The following is a 19,968-nucleotide window of genomic DNA, read 5'->3' as shown; positions in this document are numbered from 1 at the left end:
TGTAAGTCGTGAATGTGTGATGGGAGAGAAAAAGGAGTGCGTGGAATGGGAGAGTGCCTATGGACAAGGGGGAGGGTGTGGATAAGAGGCGGGGTAGTGCAAAGGGATGCGTGAAGGGATGGTGTGAGGGTGATAGAAGAGGGAGGTGAGGATTTTATTAAAGGGTGTTGTGGTTTTGAAAGGGGGTGAGAATGGAGAAAATGCCCTGGAAAGTCTGGTGACGAGGGAAGTTAAAAGGGATGAGAGCAGGGCTCGAAAAAATAACTGGGAAAGGGAGCCGTGGTGGGGAAATGAAAAAAACTTTCTCACCCCCAGTTGTTTTCAAAGGGGAGTGAGGGGCTTATCAAGAAGAAAAAAGCTAGTTTCTTTTCATAATCTTCCAAGTTTTTCCATCAGACATATACATAATCTTTTGACCTGTGGTTATCTTTTGTGTGCCGTGAGTGGTGTGAAGCGTAGAACTGAAAGCCGCTAGATGATCTATAAAGATTGATTTCCACTTAAATGAATCAGGAGATGGCAAAAAGATATTGGGTGCCCAAGAACGATTTTTTGAACGAATAACGACAAGCTCTTTTTGTTTCAAAACGTTAGAAATTGTTTCTGCAGACAGATCTTTCTCATTGGAAATTTGTATTTCTGGTTTAGTAGTAGGCGAGGCTAAACCTCCAAAGTCGCTTATACTTGTCATGCAAAAGTTGGATGTACATGATGTTTGGATGAAGTTAGAATCTTGACACTTTCCTTGATTAGAAGCTTTCAGACTCCCTTCGTGTAGCTTGTTTTGTTTTATGCCTTGAGGCTCAAAAAAAATCGAACTTTGCGGACTTAAATCATAACAGGAGGAGAGATGTCTCTTCCAACGAGAATGGTCTTCAACAAAACTTGAAGATTTACGGAGTTGTCCAAATGTATTTGGTACTTCTATGGTCCCAATATTCACTTTTTTACCCGTTATAAAATCGACTACTGTCGCTGTAACTAGATTTCCATTTTTTTCAACATATAATCGATATCTGCGTCCCATCTCCCATGGAAACTTGATTTCACATCGTACTCCTGAACCTTCCTGAGTAAAATGCTTACATGTATTACCCTTCCATCCCGTTGCATTCCAGATAGAAAAATGAATGGTACGGCCGCTCCTGTTGAAAAAACCAATTTGTCCACTTTTTCCATTTTGGAATTCAAATTTATTTCCCCAGAAATAGATGGAGTTAGGCCCACCATCGTAATTTACTTGCTGGGTGAAAACAAATAGATCAAATGATGCATTTTTAAGCCATTCATGCTCTATTGTAATAACTTTGCCGGCAAAAACGGCATAGCTTGGTTTACTTATCAGAAGGAATAAAAGTATTAAAATAACCTTTTTTACAGTATGGTACATACTCAAATCCTCTATCTTAATAAAAATAGTGTAACTTTATAAGTATTAAAGCATATATTCAATGTTTTGTTAAGTAAAATTAGAGAAAATACTTTAATGTTTACTCTAAACTATATGCTGTAAAGACTACTTTGTTTAAAGTGTTTTTGCATGCTCCTTTTCTGCTGTTCAAATTTAAGTTTAATGGTGGAATTTAGGGGTGATGGTTTAAAAAGGGGAGTGATGATGGGGGGTATAAGAAAAGTTGCGGTTTTTATTTAAAATGATAGCGTATTTTTTTTCTCCCTCTTGCTATGAGGCTTGTAGAAACCCATATTCTTTTTAGCACTATGGTTCTTCTTCATGCTGCTTTTTTCGCGGTGTTTTTTAGAGGCTGGAAAATCCTTTCTGGATGTTTCTTTTGTGGAATATTGGAGAGGTTAAAGTGTGGTGATGGCTTGAGATTTAAGGAAAAAAAATGAACTTGGAAAAATATAGCGAACGCGTGCAGGGTTTTTTACAATCAGCACAAAATAGCGCTCTTGCTTCTGATCATCAGCAGTTTATGCCGGAGCATTTCCTGAAAGTGTTGTTAGACGATTCTCAAGGATTGGCTGCATCGCTTATCCAAAACGCTGGTGGTGATCTTACTCTTATTCAAAAGGCGCTAAAAGAAGCACTTGATGCTTTGCCTAAAGTGCAGGGGGGAAATGGACAGCTCTATCTTTCGCAGCCATTGGCAAAAGTTTTCGCGCTGGCTGAGGATATTGCGAAAAAAGCCGGTGATCAGTTTGTGACCGTGGAGCGCATGTTGCAAGCGCTGATCATGGAAAAGACCGCAAAAACAGCCGATATTTTAACAAGTGGAGGATTGACCCCGCAAGCGCTTAATCGGGCAATTAATGCGCTGCGGAAAGGAAAAACAGCCTCAAGCCCCCATGCCGAAGGACAATATGATGCCTTGCAAAAATATGCCCGGGATCTCACAAAAGATGCCCGTGAAGGAAAACTCGACCCTGTGATTGGGCGGGAAGAGGAAATCCGCCGCACTATTCAGGTGCTTTCACGGCGGACCAAAAATAATCCTGTGCTTATCGGTGAGCCTGGGGTGGGGAAAACAGCTATTGTGGAAGGGTTGGCATTGCGCATTGTTAATGGCGATGTACCTGAAACTTTGCGGGATAAACAGCTTCATGCGTTGGATATGGGAGCGCTTATCGCTGGTGCAAAATATCGTGGGGAATTCGAAGAGCGCCTTAAAGCGGTGCTGGCAGAGGTGCAAGCTGAAAATGGTCAGATCATTTTGTTTATCGATGAATTGCATAATCTTGTTGGCGCTGGAAAATCTGATGGTCCTATGGATGCTTCTAACTTGTTAAAACCTGCTCTTGCGCGCGGAGAACTCCATTGTGTGGGCGCTACTACGCTCGATGAATATCGAAAATATGTCGAAAAAGATGCTGCTCTTGCACGCCGCTTCCAACCTGTCTTTGTACCTGAACCCTCTTTGGAAGATACTATTTCTATCTTGCGCGGTATTAAGGAAAAATATGAACAACATCACAAAGTGCGCTTGGCTGATAGTGCTTTGATTGCGGCGGCGCGTTTGTCTAACCGCTATATTACGGATCGCTTCTTGCCGGATAAAGCTATTGACCTTATCGATGAAGCGGCGGCGCGGTTGCGCATGCAGGTCGATTCAAAGCCGGAAGAACTCGATGCTGTTGATCGGCGTATTTTACAGTTGAAGATCGAACGGGAAGCTTTGAAAACAGATGTCGAGCCAACAGCAAAAGAACGTTTGGAAAATGTGCAGGAGGAACTCAAAACATTGGAACAACAGTCCGCTGAGATGACAAGTGCTTGGCAGGCTGAGAAACAAAAATTAGGGCATGCTGCTGATTTGAAAAAACAACTCGAAGAAGCTCGTAATGCTTTGGCTATTGCACAACGTGATGGACAATTCCAACGCGCTGGAGAGCTCGCTTATAGCGTTATCCCTGAACTCGAAAAACAATTGAGTATTGCGGAAAATGATGACCAACAAAATCATCTCGTTGAAGAGACGGTTACTGCTGAACATGTGGCGCGGATTGTTTCACGCTGGACCGGTATTCCTGTTGATCGAATGCTGGAGGCAGAACGGGAGGCGCTGTTGCGGATGGAAGATGAAATTAGCAAACGTGTGATTGGTCAGGGAGAGGCTGTTCAAGCTGTTTCTCGTGCTGTACGCCGCGCGCGTGCAGGGTTGCAAGATCCCAATCGTCCCCTTGGCTCTTTCATGTTTTTGGGTCCTACTGGTGTGGGGAAAACCGAATTAACCAAAGCTCTTGCCGCTTTTCTTTTCCAAGACTCCAATGCCATGTTGCGCATCGATATGTCGGAATATATGGAAAAGCATGCTGGGGCGCGGCTGATTGGGGCACCTCCTGGATATGTTGGATATGAAGAGGGGGGGGTGCTGACCGAAGCTGTACGTAGAAGACCTTACCAGGTCATTCTGTTTGACGAAATTGAAAAAGCACACCCTGATATTTTTAATCTCTTGTTGCAAGTGTTGGATGAGGGACGCTTGACTGATAGTCAAGGACGTACCGTTGATTTTCGCAATACCTTGCTGATTATGACTTCTAATCTTGGTGCTGAGTTTTTAACTGCTTTGCCTGAAGGGCAAACAACCGATCAGGCAAAAAATGATGTTATGAATGTCGTTAAAGCGGCTTTCCGTCCTGAATTTTTAAACCGTATTGATGAGATTATTCTCTTTCAAAGGCTGCAACGTCACGATATGGAAGCTATCGTCGATATTCAGATAGAGCATTTGCAAAATTTGCTCAATGAACGCAAAATAACTTTGCAAATCGAGCCAGAGGTGAGAAAATTTCTTGCCGATAAAGGCTATGATCCGCTCTATGGTGCGCGTCCGCTTAAACGGATTATCCAAAAAGAAATTCAAGATCCACTGGCGGAAAATATCTTATTTGGAAAAATTCATGATGAGACAACGGTGAAAATTACAAAACAAGGAGATCGGTTGGAATTTTTGCCTGAAGATTAAGTTTGGAAAAATTCATGGTATAAAGGGCGGTGATAATCCTATTATGTGATAAACACCGCTCTTTGAAGCGTGCTGATTTAGAAAAATTCACGATGAGACAGCGGTATTTTATTGCAAAGCAAAGGGAGTGGCTGGTGTTTTTGCATGTTAAATCAGCGTTTTCGAATATCGTAGGATTCTTTTACTTCTGATTGTCGTGAAAACTATTTTCTTGCAATGTTATAAGTGAAGTCACAAGCGGGATTGCTTTATTGCTTTGTGCGTAAAAGCGTTAAAGAGAAATGCCGTTTATCCGCCGTAAAACATTGCTCTTTGAAGGGGTGTGGGGAGCTGATCTGAATTTGACTTAAGGATGTTTTGTTGTTTGATATATTAGCAAATAACGTTGATCGTTGCGCTTTTGCTTAATCAGAGATTAGCCACAAGATTGCTTTTTGTTTTTTCGGCTGGAGCTCTCTAAAATTTTTCAAAAGGGTGTGTTCTTTTTCGCTATAGGTTTCTTGATTGTGGTGTAAGAGGGTTTCTTTTGTTGAAAGATCTTCTTTTGTGGCAATGTCTGCATAAAAAAAGTTCATAGGAACTTCTAGTTTTTGGGCGATTTCCAGTAAACATTTGGCACTTACACGATTGAAGCCTTTTTCGTATTTTTGGATTTGTTGGAAACTGACACCTAAATAGTTTCCTAATTCTTTTTGGGAAAGTCCCATGGAAATGCGTCTATGACGGATTCTTTTGCCTATTAAAATGTCGATAAAATGTGGATTTTTAGTTGGCACTTCAAGCCCCCCTCCGGTTGCGAGCGCCCTCGCATTGGTATTCCGGGAGCCTGAAAGCACTGACCTCGAATCAGCATTTTGCTTTTAGTGCTCATCGCACCTGGACATAGCAAAATCTCCCGGAATCCCGGGACACCCACAAAAGTGGGTTCATTCTTATGTATCGAGGTTTCGGGCTTTCAGTTCCCTATTGATCGTCGCGTATACGACCAAACTCACCCTTTAAGTAATAAAGTAGTTTCAGAAAATTGGCAAGAAAAATCAAAATAATCTCAAAGACTATAAAATTGGGTACTTTTTAAAAAAGTGCGAAATATGGATTATAAATCGCGTTTTTTGCTTAATCAGAAATGTCGATAAAATGTGGATTTTTGATTTGCACTTCAAGCCCCCCGCTGGGGGCGAGCCGCCCTCGTATTGGTATTCCGGGAGTTAAAAACACTGACTTGACTCAGCTTTTTGCTTTTAGTGCTTAAAGCACCTGGACATAGCAAAATCTCCCGGAATTTGAAGATATCCGTAAAGCGGGTTCGTTTTTACGCTAGAGCTTAGGGCTCGTCTTCCCTATTGATCGGTGCGTGGACGATCAAAATCACACTTTAAGTGATAAAGTAATTTCAGAAGATTAGCAAGAAAAATCAAAAATTTTCTATTCTATTATGCCGTAAAACACTGCTCTTTTAGGGGGAGTGAAGAGCTAGAATATTTGAGGGCAGGGCTTGATTTGTTGAGCTTGATGAAGTGTTGTCGTTTGAGGGGGGCGTCTGAAGACTGTAAGGGGTACTAGGCAAAAAGCTGGATTCGTTTATAGACTATTGTTTATAGAGCTGTGCGGGGTGGTGAACTTTTCGTTGGCTTTGTTCTGTAAAGATGTAAAAACGTAAAAATGTGAATCTGTAAAAGTGAAACGAAGGACTTATGGATTTATATATTGTGCGTGTTTTTGGTCACTTTGGGCTTTTGGGGGCGTGGAATGTGGTGCGAGGATTGGAGGGAAGTGTTTTCATAAATGGAGGGGGAAGCTGGAGGGAAGAGGGGTGTTAAGTTGTTAAGTGTGTGATGGGAGAAAAAAGGGGGAATGGAGGATGAAGAGAGTGCGCATGGATAGGAGGAGAGTGTGGATAAGAGGTGGTGGTGCGAAGGGATGAAGGATGGTGGTTTAAGGAGAGAGGGCTTGATTTGTTGAGCCTGACGAAGTGCTGTCGTTTGAGGAGTGGTTGGGTGTAAGCTTTATTTTGTGGGGAAAGCTGCTTTTTGTTGTGGGATTGTAGACTAGTGCTGGTTGGGAATTTTCATTCTTTGAAACGTGGGGCGGAGGTCAATGTACTAATATAGCAGATTTTGATCTCATAATTTTTACATTCTTTCTTTTTTTTTAAAGCAAATAAGAAAGAAAAATTAATATATTACTTGATATTGGTCTAAATGCTTATATCAAGAAGAGTATTTCTTTAAAAATTTTCACTTAACTTATTAAGTGATTTATTAGAATAAAAGACTCTTCTGAAGTTCATATCACCAATTGTATCGAAGGAAGTGTAACTTTAAGTGTAGAAAAGTTTAATATCGGATGGTTGATATGAATTTGTTTTTAAAAAAGAGTCCATTAGCTCTTTTTTGCTCTCTCTTTATTTCCAAAGTTGGTGATTATGCTTATGAAGTTGTTTTTATTTTACTGGTCTTAGAATTAACAGATAACACCTTTTTTACAGGTCTTGTGTATTTTTTTCGATTTATCCCTTTTCTCTTTTTGGGCCCTATAGGAGGTTGGTTAGCGGATAATTTTTCTTTGAAGAAAAATATGATCTTAAGTGAAGTTGTGAGATTATTAGCTTCATTGTTTGTTTTTATAACTTATATAACAGGTACGGCACATATCATTGTTCTTATTTTTGCAGCAATATGTACAACGATAGGAAGAAGTATTTTCCAACCAAGTTTTCAAGCTGCTATTCCCAGAATGTTTTCAATAAAAGATCTTACAAAGGCCAATAGCATTGCTCAAATTATCATGGAAACGGCAGCCGTCATTGGCCCTTTGGTTTGTTCTATACTGCTTTTTTTTGCAAATAAATCGGCAGTACTCATTTTTGATTTTTTTACCTATTTTATATCTATTATCGTGTTATTTAATCTCATGAATTTAAATTCAAGCGAGAATAAATCATTCAATTTTATAAAAATTTATCGAGAAACAGCTTCATATCTTAAATATATTTCTACAGAAAATAATAATTTATTTATTACGCTCGTTGGCTCATCGTTTGCTATTCTCTTTACGGGTGCTATTTTAAGATTTTTAATTCCAGCTTTTGTTCTTTTTGTGGGGGGAGAGGAAAGCCTTGTGAGTTATATTTTTTCTCTCATGGCTGTTGGAACTATTGTTGGTGGTTTGTTCTATAGTAAAATTATATTAAATATTACATCGTTGAAGCTCATGATATTTTGGCTTCTTTATGGGGTTATCCTGTTTGTTATGCCCTTAGCTGCAGAAATTTATTTAAAACTCCTTCTCGTGTTAGCATTTGTTCTAGGATTTATTGGTGCCTTTGTGGATATTGGTTTAGTCTCAGCTATTCAATTATATTCTCGTCGTGAAGATTTTGGTAAGAGTTTTGGAACCTTTTCAACTTTAGCAAACTCTGCGGAAGCAATGTCTGGCTTTATTGCTGGACTTTTGGCTCTCGTGGGATTGTTAAGCTCTTTTTTAGCGATGTCTGCCTTCATTATTTCCACGGGAATTCTTGGCGTTGTAAAAATTAAGAAAAATAAAGAGTTAACACCTCTTAACACGACAGTCGATGACGACCATTGATATATTTGATATCTCCATGCCGTTTCTTTTTTTTAAAGACGGTTCGCTCATTATCTTATTCATGAGGTAAAAACACCGCTTTTTGAAGGGGGTGATCTGAAACGATGAGTGGTCAGTGGTGGAAACTTGCTAGGCAAGCATTTGAACTCTTTACAGACCGTTGTTTATAGAGTGGTATGGGGGGGGTGAACCTTTCCTTGGTTTTGTTCTGTAAATGTGGAGAAGCGTAAAAATATGAATCTGTAAAAGTGAAGTGGGGATTTGTGGTTTATATATTGTGCGTGTTTTTTGTCATGATATGGAGGGGTGAGAAGGATTGGGGGAAAGTGTCTTCGTGAATGGAGGGGAAATGAAGGGTGCTGTGCGTTGGTTTATGTAATGCAACACACCATGAAAGTAAGTATACATATACTATATGCTTTACATGTGTTTTTTCGTACTTTTAACATATATATTTTGTGTCTTAAACATAAGCTTTGAGTACTATGAGAGATGGTGGTCGTTTTTTTAACAAGCGAGAAAGTGATTAACTAATGCTTGATAGTAAAGCAGTATGTTGTTAAGGCTATTCTTTGAAAGGAGGCTCTTATTTCTGGTGTAGGAGCTTCTCAGAAGAGAATGCAATTAATAGGGGAGTTAAGATGTCAAAATATTTATTTCCGTTACCGCTTGTATTGGTGGCTGGTTGTGCATCTATCAGTAATTATTCATCAAGTTATGTCAGTCCAAATATTACGAAAGATGATGTAAAATTAATTGCTAACGATTTTGTTCGTAATCTTAAAAAACCTTTACCGCCCGCTACAACAACACTTATTGTGAAAAAAAATAAAACAGAAGACAACTTTACTCCTGTATTTATTGATCTCTTGCGACGGAATGGATATAACGTGATCTATACAGATCAACCAAACAAACAGCAAAATGGTGTAATCTTGACTTATCAAATAACGCCAATAAAGACAGGTATCTTGTCTATGGTTTCTTATGATGAGGTTGGAGTAACGCGTTATTATATCCGCACTTATAATCGATGAAACCCCTTTGCCGGTTTGTCTCAAAAAAGTAGATAATGAAGAAATGTGTTTCAGGGGAAGTGTTGGGATTGAATTAATCAATAAAAATTTGCAGATATGAAAATTGCATATTCAGATGACAATTATTCGTCGTCTCGGTTACAATTTCAGTGTTGTAACGAAGAAAGATGTCGTTTTATCTGTTTGCAATCTTTCATGTTCTGTCTCAGTTATATAGCGCTTTTATCGTTTCTGTCTTATAGAAAATTACTTTCTGTTCTACGGCTCTATATGCCAATCTAATAGTCAGATCTAAACAATCAAATTCATATGAACTCTTTACAGAAATCTGTTGTTTGAGATTGTTGGAAAGGTGTTTTGTTTTTATCAAATTGTCGCGTGGTGGTTTGGGAGTTTCCTTTGGCTGCGTTTTGTAAATGTGGAGAAGCGTAGAAATGTGAATCTGTAAAATGAAGCGGAGGATTTGTGCTTTGTGAGAGCTTTTATTATGGCATGGAATGTGGTGCGAGGATTGGGGGATGTATTTGTGAATGGAGCGGGGAACGCTGGGATGAAGAGTGCTGTTAAGTTGTGAGTGTGTGATGGGAGGGAAAAAGGGGGAATGGAGGATGAAGAGAGTGTGCGCATGGATAGGGGGGAGAGTGTGGGTAAGGCGTTGGTGCAAAGAGATGCGTGAAGGATGGCAGTTTTTAAGGAGATAGGGTTTGATTTGTCAAGCTTGACGAAGTGCTGTCGTTTGAGGAGGGCGTCTGAAGACTGTAAGGGGTACTAGGCAAAAAGCTGGGTTCGTTTATAGACTATTGTTTATAGAGTGGTGCGGGGCGGTGAACCTTTCCTTGGCTGCGTTCTGTAAAGATGTAAAAGCGTAGAAATGTGAATCTGTAAAATGAAGCGGAGGATTTGTGCTTTGTGAGAGCTTTTATTATGGCATGGAATGTGGTGCGAGGATTGGGGGACGCGTTTGTGAATGGAGGAGAAAGTTGGGATGAAGAGGGGTGTTAAGTGCGTTTTCTGGAGAAGAGTGTGTGGGGAATGGCTGTGAACAGATTGCAGAGTTGATGTGTAAAGAGATGTGAAGAGAAAAATCTCGTGGTGGGCGTTTATATTCTATGCGGAGCTTAACAATTATATTTGCGTCTATATTTGTATGGGGGATATCCGTGAAATGGGTGTGAGAAGCATTGAGAGGTGTTTTTTTAATAAGTGGGTGAATGAGCAATACAATGAAAGCCTATTTAGAGGGGAAATCCTATTTAGAGGAAATCCTATTTAGAGGGAATTCTATTTAGGCAGAAGCCCATTTAGAGGGATGCCTATTTAGGAAAAATCCTATTTTAGCTCTTGTTGTTTTAGACATTGTGTTTTGTATGAGGGGCATTTTGCAGGAAAGGTGTTTTGAGGGATGTGGCTCCCTTAAAGAAAAATACAAAAATATCAAAAGAAAAATATAAAAACTTGACAAGGTAAATGTAAAAAGGTATCATAATGATACAATCGGAATTGTGCGTTTAAATCAGAAGAGATCTTTTGATAAGATTCTGTGAGAGGGGTGGGGATGTTTTTCCAAGGTTTTGGTGTTTTTATCCTATTTTGAAGTTTGTTATCCTATGATGTCGTAAACCGGTGCCGTAAACCGTTTTTTTGAGATGTGGTGATATCAGGCGGCAAGGCTTTAGGCTGAGGGGAATATTGGCAACGGATGTCGATTGATGGGCTTTTGTCTAATCAGAAATCAACCACAAGATTGCTTTTTGTTTTTTCGCTTCGAGTTCTCTAAAGTTTTTTAAAAGGGCGTGTTCTTTTTCGCTGTATGTGTCTTGATCGTGGTGTGAGGCATGTTCTTTTGTGGGAATATCTGCTGTTAAAAGGTCCGCATAAAAAAAGTTCATAGGAACCTCTAGTTTTTTAGCAATTTCTAGTAAACACCCCGCGCTTACACGATTAGATCCTTTTTCGTATTTCTGGATTTGTTGAAAACTGACACCTAAATAGCTTCCTAATTCCTTTTGAGAAAGTCCCATTGAAATGCGTCTATGGCGGATTCTTTTACCTATTGAAATATCATTGAAATGTGAATTTTTAGTTTGCACTTCAAGCTCCCCTCCGGTTGCGAGCGCCCTCGCATGAGTATTCCGGGAGTTTGAAAGCACTGAGCTCAGCCAGCCTTTTGCTTTTAGTGCTGACAAGCACTTGGACATAGCAAAAGCTCCCGGAATTCCGGGATACCCGCAAAGCGGGATAAATTTATGTACTGAGCGTTCGGGCTTTCAAATCCCTATTTGACCGTTGCGTGGACGATCAAAAACACAGATCAATTCATAAGGCAATTTCAGAAGATTGGCAAGAAAAATCAAAATAATTTCAAAGACTATAAGATTGGGTACTTTTTAAAAAAAGTGCGAAATCTGGATTTTTAGTTTGCACTTCAAGCTCCCCTCCAGTTGCGAGCGCCCTCGCATGAGTATTCTGGGAGGTTGAAAGCACTGAACTCAAATCAGCTTTTTGCTTTTAGTGCTGACAAGCACTTGGACATAGCAAAAACTCCCGGAACTCCGGGATACCCACAAAGTGGGGTAAATTACCGTTTGAGTTTTCGGGCTTCAACTCCCTATTTGACCGTTGCGTGGACGATCAAAAACACAGAACTATCAATAAAGTAGTTTCAGGAGATTGGCAAGAACAATTAAAAGGTTTGGAAAATGAGAGCATTTTTTTGTATCTTAAAAATTATCTCATTATATTCTTATGCCTTATGCCTTATGCTGTAAAATATTGTCATTTGAGGTAGGGTGAGATGGAGGCATTAGAGGCAAGGATATGCCGTCGAGGGACCTTCAAGCATATCAATAATTCGGGTATATCAATAAGGTGCTTTTTGTGAGAGTGTCTGGATATTGGAGGGTAGGGGTTATCTGTCCGTGTCTGGTGAAACAGTATTCTTTGAGGGGTGGTGAGAGGTGGTTGCCCAAATGCAATATACGCGATAAAAGTGGGATTGTTAACAGACTCTTGTTTATTGAGTGGTGGGTTAGTTTGGAAATTTCGTTTGGCTGCTTTCTGTAAAGATAGAAGAGCGTAAAAACGTGAATCCGTAAAAGTGAAGTGAAGAATTTATGCGTTGTATGCTTTTGTCTTGACATGGAATGGGGGGAAAGGACTGGGGAACGAGTCTGCAAATGAATTGGAAAGCTAGGATGAAGCATGTGAAAATTGGCACTGTGGGAGAAGCTTTTTGGTGTGTGTGTGTGAAGCTTTGTCTTTTGGGTGGGGTCTTTGCTTCGAAGCGGAATTGATCGGTATTTGTGGGAGCTTTCGCTCTTTGTGTTGGAGAGGGATGGGTGTAAGAATATTTAGAAAAGGCTTGCTTGTTGAATCCGTTGTTTGAGGGGTATGGTGTGCTGATCTGTCTAAGTGCTTGGTAGGAGGAAATTGCTACAAGATGTCGGATTCTTGACAACGCAGTGTAAGATGCTGGGGGAAAAATTTCGTTTGACTGCTTTCTGTAGAGATGTAAAAGCGTAAAAACGTGAATCCGTAAAAGTGAAGTGAAGAATTTATGCATTGTATGCTTTTGTCTTGACATGGAATGTGGTCGGAGAACTAGGGGACGCATTTGTGAATGGAGAGGGGAAAGCTGGGATGAAGAGGGGTATAAATCGCGTTGACTGGAGAAAAGTGTGTGAGGGAATATTTTAGGGCAGGGCTTATCTGTCTTGTCTGATAAAATTGCCTTCTTTGAAGTGTCGTGATCTGAAGCTTATATTTTAAGGATGTTGATATATTGGCGAGGGATGTTGATGGGTGTGCTTTTGTCTAATCAGAAATTAACCACAAAATTGCTTTTTGTTTTTTCGGCTGGAGCTCTCTAAAGTTTTTTAAAAGGGCGTATTCTTTTTCGCTGTATGTGTCTTGATTGTGGTGTAAGGCATGTTCTTTTGTGGGAATATCTGCTGTTAAAAGGTCCGCATAAAAAAAGTTCATAGGAACTGCTAGTTTTTTAGCAATTTCGAGCAAACACCCCGCGCTTACACGATTTAAACCTTTTTCGTATTTCTGGATTTGTTGGAAACTGACACCTAAATGGCTTCCTAATTCCTTTTGAGAAAGTCCCATTGAAATTCTTCTATGACGGATCTTTTTACCTATTGAAATGTCGTTGAAATGTGAATTTTTAGTTCGCACTTCAAGCTCCCCTCCGGTTGCGAGCGCCCTCGCATGAGTATTCCGGGAGTAGTAAAGTACTGAGCTCTAGTCAGCATTTTTGCTTTTAGTGCTTATCACACCTGGACATAGCAAAAACTCCCGGAATCCCGGGACACCCACAAAGTGGGTTCATTCTTACGCTAGAGCTTAGGGCTTTACTATCCCTTATTGATCGTTGCGTGGACGATCAAAATATCCTTTGAGTGATAAAGTAATTTCAAGGGATTGGCAAGAAAAATTAAAATGTTTGCTATACGGTTATAGTGTAAAATAGGGATGTTTGGGGGTGGTAATCTGATGTTAGTAGGGGAATTTACTGGGGAAGAGGTTGGATGATAGTTTAAAACCGGTGCGGGGTGGAAGCTTTATTCAGCAGAGGAAAATTTGCTTTTTGAAGTCGAATTGTAGATCAGAGCTTATCTGGCGTGTTTGATGAAACACCATTCTTTGAAGTGTGGGATAGCCATATGAAATAATCAGCAGGGAAATCTGATAGACGAGAAATCAGCTTGTTGACAGACCCGTGTTTACAGAACGGTGCGGGGTAGTGATTTGAGCGTTTCGTTTGGCTTTTTTCTGTAATGATGTAAAAGCGTAAAAATGTGAATCTGTAAAATTATGCGGAGGGTTTGGGCTTTATGTGGGCTCTTATCTTTTTGGGTGTGTCCCATTTTTTTTAATTGTTGAATGCTTGTCAAATTTTGTTGCTGATTTTTATGTCATTTTTTGTGTTTGAGGTTTTGGTTTCTCTTTAGTTGGAAGGAACATGATGATGGTAGATGAACATTGTCTTCCCTTACGTCGAAGAGGGCGGAAAAAAGGGGCTTTAAATAAAACAACAAAGCGATTTAATGAAGCTCTTTTGACAGCGGCGGAGCAGGCTGGATATCACTATGGTGAAGATGGGCTGGTGTCTTATCTTCAGTATCATGCTCTCAATAATCCCGTACCTTTTTTTTCGCTGCTGGCAAAAGTGTTGCCTCTTCAGGGGGCTGGAGAGGGGGAGGTTAAAACAGTTTCGCGTATCGAGATTGTACCAGTGAATGCAAAAAATAGCGAACCGGAGAAGCATGATCCCTCGGCAACTGAGGCTTGAAGCTACGAGAAAATGTTGGGTTGGGCACATGATGTTTAAGGGATATTGTCTTTGAACGGGGATGCTAGATGTTTGTCTGAAAGCTTATGATTGAAATTGCGGTGAGGGGCGTGTGCTTTAGGCGTGTGAGCTGTGACGTTGTTAAGCTTTGGTGGGGGAAGCATGAGGACGTGGACTGGAGGAGACTTCGGTGCATATGGTGTTTTTTGGGGGTACATGGCGTCTGGGGTGGTTTGTGTGAAGGGGGCGGCAAGATGCTTTTATGGCGATGCATGAGGGGCGCGATACCTGAAAGATGTTGGGGAGTGCTTGATGATATTTGCTGTTTTGGACATTTGGTGAAGATTTGGGCTTTTCTCGTTATTGAAGGTGTGGAGATATCAAAAACAGTTTCGCGTATTGAGATTGTGCCAGTGAATGCAAAAAGTAGCGAACCGGAGAAGCTTGATACCTCGATAACTGAGGCTTGTGATATTGAAAAATGTTAGGCTGAGGTGGGTGATGTGGGGTGATGTCTTGCAAGGGGGCTGCTTTGGTGATTGCCTATCTTGAGGGGATTGAAGCGGAGGCTATCGTGTTTGTGGGCGCTTGTGATATTGGGAAGGGGCTTTGGTGAATGATGCCGTAAGGGCCCGTGTGCTGGAGGGGATTTGGTGCAGGGTATTTGTGTGGTGGATATGGAACAGTGTTTTGATGGGTGAGGGGCATGAAACTTGAGAGAAGTGTTATGCTTGCCTGATGCATGTGTTTTGGTGGGGGTATCTTGGGGGATAAAGTGTGAGGATTGGTGATGCTTGAGAGGCATGATATTGGAGGATGTTGGGCTTTGGATATGCCTGAGAGCCATGTGCTGAGGCTATGATTTGGTTGGGGAGGATACCTTGCTTGTGGTTGGGGGATGACAGGCGCGGTGTTTGAGGGGGTGGGGCTTTTGTGCCTTGGGGGCTTGGGGCGCATAGGTGGGGTCAAGGGGATCTCATGCAAAAAAGTGAAATTTATTGAATATTAGGATGAAGAAAAGATAAAGCGCTGCTTTTGAGAAGGGCGTTTTTCGTTCAATTGCTCTTTTCGTTCAATTGCTCTGGGATCATTAAACTTGGGATAAGCAAAAGGGTGCAGCGCAATTATTGCTAAAGTATGAAAATTTATAATGACAACTGTTCAGAAAATTTCTCAAAAAATTGAGCAGAAAACGGCTCAAGTGGCTCTTATTCCAAAGCTTATTCCTGTCTTTACTGGAAATGCCGATGTGCGAGCCGCTTGGGGAGGACGCGGTTCTGGAAAAACACGTTCTTTTGCTTTGATGTCTGCTGTGGTGGGATATCGCCATGGAATGGCTGGAGAACGCGGGATTATTCTTTGTGCACGGCAATTTCAAAATTCTCTTAATGAAAGTTCTTTGGAGGAAATTAAACGCGCTATCGAATCTTACCCTTTTTTACAAGATTATTATGACATTGGCGATAAATATATTAAGTCAAAAGATGGACGGATTGTCTATGTGTTTGCTGGGCTTGATCGCAATATCGCAAGTATTAAATCAATGGGTCGCGTTTTCCTTTGTTGGGTCGATGAAGCCGAACCCGTGACAGAAACTGCTTGGCAAACACTTATTCCAACTTTGCGCGAAGAAGGAAAAGATTGGAATGCAGAATTATGGGTCACATGGAACCCATGCCATGAAAATGCAGCCGTGGAAAAACGTTTCCGAAATGTCGATAATCCTCATATCAAAGGGGTGGAAATTAATTGGCGTGATAATCCGCAATTTCCTGAAAAACTCAATCGTGATCGAATGGACGATTTGCAGCAAAGACCAGAGCAGTATAACCATATTTGGGAAGGCGAATATCTCCAAGCTGTCCAAGGGGCTTATTATCAGAAATGTCTTCTCGAAGCCGAAATGGAAGGGCGGATTACCACTGTTCCACGGGATCCTTTGATGCAGGTGAGAATCTTTTGGGATATCGGGGGAACAGGCGCAAAGGCTGATGCTACCGCATTGTGGGTCGCGCAGTTTGTTGGACGGGAAATCCGAGTGCTCGATTATTATGAAGCCCAAGGTCAACCTCTCTCAGAACATGTGGGGTGGGTCTTTCAAAGGGGATATGAAAAGGCTCTTATGGTCTTGCCTCATGATGGCGCAACAAAAGATCGTGTCTATAATGTGAGTTTTGAAAGTGCCCTTCAACAAGCCGGTTTTCAAACCAAAATAATTCCTAACCAAGGAACAGGCGCTGTGAAAATGCGTATCGAAGCCGTACGGCGGTTGTTTCCTGCACTATGGTTTAATCGTGAAACGACATGTGCGGGCAGAAAAGCGCTTGCTTGGTATCATGAAAAGCGCGACGAACAGCGCAATATCGGACTAGGAGCTGAACATGATTGGGCTAGCCATGGCGCCGATGCCTTTGGACTGATGTGTGTGGCTTATGAACAACCAAATGCTAAAGCGCGAAAAAAACCTTATCGCTCGTTTCACCATTCTCAAACTTCATGGATGGCTTTTTAATGAATAGTTCTACAGATTCTTCTTTTAATCAAATCGAAACGCTTGAAAATCAAGCTCTCTTTAAAAAACTCGTGGGTTGGTATCAGGATGATATTGATCATGTCGAAAAATGGCGAAAAAATGCCCAGGAAGATTACGATTTTTATAATGGGCGGCAATGGAATGAGCAAGACTTGGCTGTCTTGCACGAACAAAACAGACCCGTGATGACTTTTAACCGTATTGCGCCTTTAATTAATGCCGTGATTGGGGCTGAGCGCAATAATAAAAGGCAAGTGCAATTTATTCCACGACAAGAAGGAGCTGCCTTTGCGAACCAGATTTTGACAGGAGCAGCCGAATGGTTTCGCGATGAAGCCGATGGGGAATACGAAGATTCCGATGCCTTTCAAGATGCAATTATTTGCGGTATGGGCTGGACAGATACACGCCTTGATTATGAACAAGATCCGCAAGGAAAACCAATTATTGCACGCTTAGACCCGATGAAAATGGTGTGGGATGCAAGTGCTGTCAAGTCTAATCTTATTGATGCTCAACGCTTATGGTATATTGATGAAAAACCCCTTGCTGTGGCGCAGGAAATGTTTCCCAATGTTCATTGGAGTGACCTTAATGCTGATTGGGTTAAACATCAGAGTTTTTTACATTCAACCAGCGATGGGATGACACAAAATTATCAGTCCGAGAGGGGGTATCAAGGAGAAGAGGGGAGCGGCTATCAACGTCCTAAAATGGTGACATTGGTAGAATGTCGCTGGTTTGAACGCGAGGTGGTTTATAAAGTTCTCGAGCCTCTAAGTGGAAAGTTTGTCGATTATTCAGAGCAGGATTTCCAAAATTTAAGCAAAACCTTTCCTCATGTTCAAGCAACAAGGTTGAACAGAAAAATTGTCAAACGGGCATTTTTAGGTAGAAAGCTGCTTGAAGCGCCTGATAAGCCCTTGGTTCCACCCAATCAATTGGGATGGGAGTGTATTACCGGTACTTTTGATAAGTTAAGCCGGCAATTTTATGGAATTGTGCGCCCTACAAAAGATCCGCAACGGTGGGCAAACAAATATTTTAGTCAAGTAATGCATTTGCTCAATAGCCAATCAAAAGGCGGCATTATGGCAGAACGCGATGCTTTTGATGATGATCGACAAGCCGTCGAGAGTTGGGCTAGAGCTGATAGTATTACTTGGTTGAAAAGTGGTGCTGTGTCTGGGGGAAGAATTCAGCCTAAACCCGTGGCACAATTTCCGCAAGGGTTTTTCCAATTGTTTAATGAAGCAAAGAGCGCACTTGAACAGGTGACGGGGTTGTCTTCTGAATTTATTGGGACGCGAGCTGTCAATCAGCCTGGCATTCTTGAGCAACAACGGCGACAATCGTCACTTAATCTTTTGGCTTCCTTTTTTGATGGGTTGCGTCGATATCGGCAACGACAGGGAAAAATTATTCTCTATCTTATTCAAAATTATCTGTCCGATGGGCGGCTGGTTCGTATTGCTGGTGATGAAAATGCCCAGTATGTGCCGCTGACACGCGAAATGGTGACAAGTTTGGAATATGATATTGTCGTGGATGATGCACCAACAAGTCTTAATGAAAAAGAGCGTACTTTTGCACTGATCATGCAACTGCTTCCTTTGATGCAAAATTTTGCAACGCCTGAGATTATGCTTGATCTCTTACGCTATTCACCTTTACCAGCCTCACTCATTCATAAAATTGCGATAAAGGCGCAAAATTCTCTTCAAGAAGAGCAAAATGCCTCAGCGCAGATGGGGAATAATGTGGGGGCAGACCAGATAATGCAGATGTTGCAGACAGTAAAGGCTCAACAATAGGATGCTTTATGATGCGCTCTCTTGGATGAATTTCATCTATCAGAAGTTGCTTATCTAAACAATGTCCATAGTTACCCATGTTGCTTATGTCGTGCAATGTCGCCTCTCTTTATCTCAGAAGAGCTGTTGTGTTGAGTCGTAGTGTTGGTGTTGGGAAACATCTTTAATAGAGTCTTGCTGTCACGGCGGGGATATGGTGGGAGGTGTTTTGCTGTCATGGTGGGGGAGCCATGTGAGGAGAATGCTGGAGCCTAAGTGATGATGGGTAAGCATTAAGCGATAAATGCTTATGGGGCTGTTTTATCTGAAAAATTTTATTTTATTGTTTAAAAAAAGAGAAGGCTAATGTCATGGATCAAGAACACTTAACGCCGGCAGAACAAAACCAATTGAAACAAGATTTTCTGGTCTCAACACAAGAGAGAGAAAATGGTGAAATTGGAAGAGAAGAAAAAACTCTTGAAGATAATTTTCAAGGGCAAATGCATCAACAACAGGACTCTTCGCAAAAGGCTGGAAAAGAGGTTCAAGGGGGAGAAGATGCTCCACCAGATCCACAAAAAGACTTTATGGGCTATATGCAATGGTTGGGAAAAACACTCCAAAAACAAGGGCTTTTACATGAAAAACAACAGCCTTCTCTTGCTTTGGAAGCAGAACAGTTGCATGCGTTTTTTCAGCAGTCTGTTGCTAGTGTTAAACAAAAGCATCATGATTTTGATCAAGCAGCTGATTTTATTTATGAAACTCGGGCTAAACAGTTGGCAGCTTGTGCTTCGCTCTATCCTGAGATGGCAGACCCCAAAAATATTGATGCGTTGATTGGTGATGAGTTGAAGCAGATCTTGCGCGATTGTGCGCAAAAAAATCAAAATCCGGCTGAAGTGATTTACTCTATTGCACAAAAAATTGGCTACACAAATGTTCCCAATAACATGGGTGAAAATTTACAGGAAAGACACAATTCTGCACGTACTCTTGCTGCTTATAACGGCTTGACGCCAAATGGGCCGATTTCTTTGGATATGCTTGATAAAATGTCAGAAGCAGAGTTTAGCGCTTGGGTTGCTGAACCTAAAAATAAAGCTGCTTTTAATCGTTTAATGGGGGGAAGAGAATTTTAAAAACAAGAATGAGAGGGGGGGCGGGAAAGTTAAGAGGCTTTTAGCGCAGGAGAATGCGGGGGAGTGTTTTTTGCGGGAACGTTAAGAGGCTTTTGGCGCAGGAGAATGCGGGGGGATTTCTTAAACACGGATGTGGAGAGGAG

General features: G+C 41.2%; 13 protein-coding genes. 9 read left to right on the top strand and 4 right to left on the bottom strand.

Features of this window, described 5'->3' with window-relative positions; genetic code table 11:
- Positions 1-358: 358 nt before the first annotated feature.
- The gene (locus ACFILO_RS03945) at positions 359-1,390 is read right to left on the bottom strand and encodes a DUF3472 domain-containing protein (RefSeq protein ID WP_375677869.1); all 1,032 of its coding nucleotides are present in this window, start codon (positions 1,388-1,390) and stop codon (positions 359-361) included.
- A 457-nt stretch (positions 1,391-1,847) separates the two neighbouring features.
- On the opposite strand from ACFILO_RS03945, the gene clpB reads away from it, so the two are divergent.
- Entirely contained in the window at positions 1,848-4,427 is a 2,580-nt protein-coding gene (clpB, locus tag ACFILO_RS03940) for an ATP-dependent chaperone ClpB (RefSeq protein ID WP_375621470.1), read from the top strand.
- Positions 4,428-4,831: 404 nt separating this feature from the next.
- Here the strand turns inward: clpB and ACFILO_RS03935 are convergent, their stop codons facing one another.
- Positions 4,832-5,203 carry a helix-turn-helix domain-containing protein gene (locus tag ACFILO_RS03935; protein ID WP_375677868.1) on the bottom strand — a complete coding sequence of 124 codons (372 nt, stop codon included), beginning with the start codon at positions 5,201-5,203 and terminating at the stop codon, positions 4,832-4,834.
- Between the two features lie 918 nt (positions 5,204-6,121).
- On the opposite strand from ACFILO_RS03935, the gene ACFILO_RS03930 reads away from it, so the two are divergent.
- The 3 genes from ACFILO_RS03930 (at position 6,122) to ACFILO_RS03920 (ending at position 9,055) form a co-directional block, all read left to right on the top strand.
- Positions 6,122-6,247: a hypothetical protein gene (locus tag ACFILO_RS03930; protein WP_375631859.1), complete on the top strand. Its 126-nt coding sequence runs from the start codon at positions 6,122-6,124 to the stop codon at positions 6,245-6,247.
- 535 nt (positions 6,248-6,782) lie between these two features.
- Positions 6,783-8,018, top strand: coding sequence for an MFS transporter (locus tag ACFILO_RS03925; RefSeq protein ID WP_375677905.1), 1,236 nt, complete (start codon positions 6,783-6,785; stop codon positions 8,016-8,018).
- Between the two features lie 641 nt (positions 8,019-8,659).
- Positions 8,660-9,055 (top strand): hypothetical protein, encoded by a 396-nt coding sequence (locus ACFILO_RS03920; protein ID WP_375613814.1) that lies wholly within the window; start codon positions 8,660-8,662, stop codon positions 9,053-9,055.
- Positions 9,056-10,776: 1,721 nt separating this feature from the next.
- Here the strand turns inward: ACFILO_RS03920 and ACFILO_RS03915 are convergent.
- Both ACFILO_RS03915 and ACFILO_RS03910 read right to left on the bottom strand, forming a co-directional pair.
- Positions 10,777-11,145 carry a helix-turn-helix domain-containing protein gene (locus ACFILO_RS03915; RefSeq protein WP_375677867.1) on the bottom strand — a complete coding sequence of 123 codons (369 nt, stop codon included), beginning with the start codon at positions 11,143-11,145 and terminating at the stop codon, positions 10,777-10,779.
- Positions 11,146-12,868: 1,723 nt separating this feature from the next.
- Positions 12,869-13,237 (bottom strand): helix-turn-helix domain-containing protein, encoded by a 369-nt coding sequence (locus ACFILO_RS03910; RefSeq protein ID WP_375677866.1) that lies wholly within the window; start codon positions 13,235-13,237, stop codon positions 12,869-12,871.
- A gap of 793 nt (positions 13,238-14,030) precedes the next feature.
- On the opposite strand from ACFILO_RS03910, the gene ACFILO_RS03905 reads away from it, so the two are divergent.
- The 5 genes from ACFILO_RS03905 (at position 14,031) to ACFILO_RS03885 (ending at position 19,825) form a co-directional block, all read left to right on the top strand.
- Positions 14,031-14,354, top strand: coding sequence for a hypothetical protein (locus ACFILO_RS03905; protein ID WP_375632089.1), 324 nt, complete (start codon positions 14,031-14,033; stop codon positions 14,352-14,354).
- 206 nt (positions 14,355-14,560) lie between these two features.
- Entirely contained in the window at positions 14,561-14,842 is a 282-nt protein-coding gene (locus ACFILO_RS03900; RefSeq protein ID WP_375677865.1) for a hypothetical protein, read from the top strand.
- A gap of 662 nt (positions 14,843-15,504) precedes the next feature.
- Entirely contained in the window at positions 15,505-16,866 is a 1,362-nt protein-coding gene (locus ACFILO_RS03895) for a PBSX family phage terminase large subunit (RefSeq protein WP_375613658.1), read from the top strand.
- Positions 16,851-18,701 (top strand): portal protein, encoded by a 1,851-nt coding sequence (locus tag ACFILO_RS03890; RefSeq protein ID WP_375631844.1) that lies wholly within the window; start codon positions 16,851-16,853, stop codon positions 18,699-18,701. Before ACFILO_RS03895 ends, ACFILO_RS03890 begins: the two co-directional genes overlap by 16 nt.
- Positions 18,702-19,051: 350 nt before the next feature.
- Complete coding sequence (locus tag ACFILO_RS03885) at positions 19,052-19,825, top strand: hypothetical protein (RefSeq protein WP_375677864.1); 774 nt, start codon at positions 19,052-19,054, stop codon at positions 19,823-19,825.
- Positions 19,826-19,968 lie beyond the last annotated feature (143 nt).

Origin of the sequence: Bartonella sp. AP72JLCBS, from assembly GCF_042195705.1 — a bacterium.
Taxonomy (GTDB): Bacteria; Pseudomonadota; Alphaproteobacteria; order Rhizobiales; family Rhizobiaceae; genus Bartonella.
Note: the sequence above shows the minus strand (reverse complement) of the source record. Positions and strands in the feature narration are given on the sequence as shown.

What these genes read in the sequence shown, in the direction of transcription:
- ACFILO_RS03945 (WP_375677869.1), bottom strand. Translation starts at nt 1,390, where the DNA reads ATGTACCATACTGTAAAAAAGGTTATTTTAATACTTTTATTCCTTCTG.
- clpB (WP_375621470.1), top strand. Translation starts at nt 1,848, where the DNA reads ATGAACTTGGAAAAATATAGCGAACGCGTGCAGGGTTTTTTACAATCA.
- ACFILO_RS03930 (WP_375631859.1), top strand. Translation starts at nt 6,122, where the DNA reads ATGGATTTATATATTGTGCGTGTTTTTGGTCACTTTGGGCTTTTGGGG.
- ACFILO_RS03925 (WP_375677905.1), top strand. Translation starts at nt 6,783, where the DNA reads ATGAATTTGTTTTTAAAAAAGAGTCCATTAGCTCTTTTTTGCTCTCTC.
- ACFILO_RS03920 (WP_375613814.1), top strand. Translation starts at nt 8,660, where the DNA reads ATGTCAAAATATTTATTTCCGTTACCGCTTGTATTGGTGGCTGGTTGT.
- ACFILO_RS03905 (WP_375632089.1), top strand. Translation starts at nt 14,031, where the DNA reads ATGGTAGATGAACATTGTCTTCCCTTACGTCGAAGAGGGCGGAAAAAA.
- ACFILO_RS03895 (WP_375613658.1), top strand. Translation starts at nt 15,505, where the DNA reads ATGACAACTGTTCAGAAAATTTCTCAAAAAATTGAGCAGAAAACGGCT.
- ACFILO_RS03890 (WP_375631844.1), top strand. Translation starts at nt 16,851, where the DNA reads ATGGATGGCTTTTTAATGAATAGTTCTACAGATTCTTCTTTTAATCAA.
- ACFILO_RS03885 (WP_375677864.1), top strand. Translation starts at nt 19,052, where the DNA reads ATGGATCAAGAACACTTAACGCCGGCAGAACAAAACCAATTGAAACAA.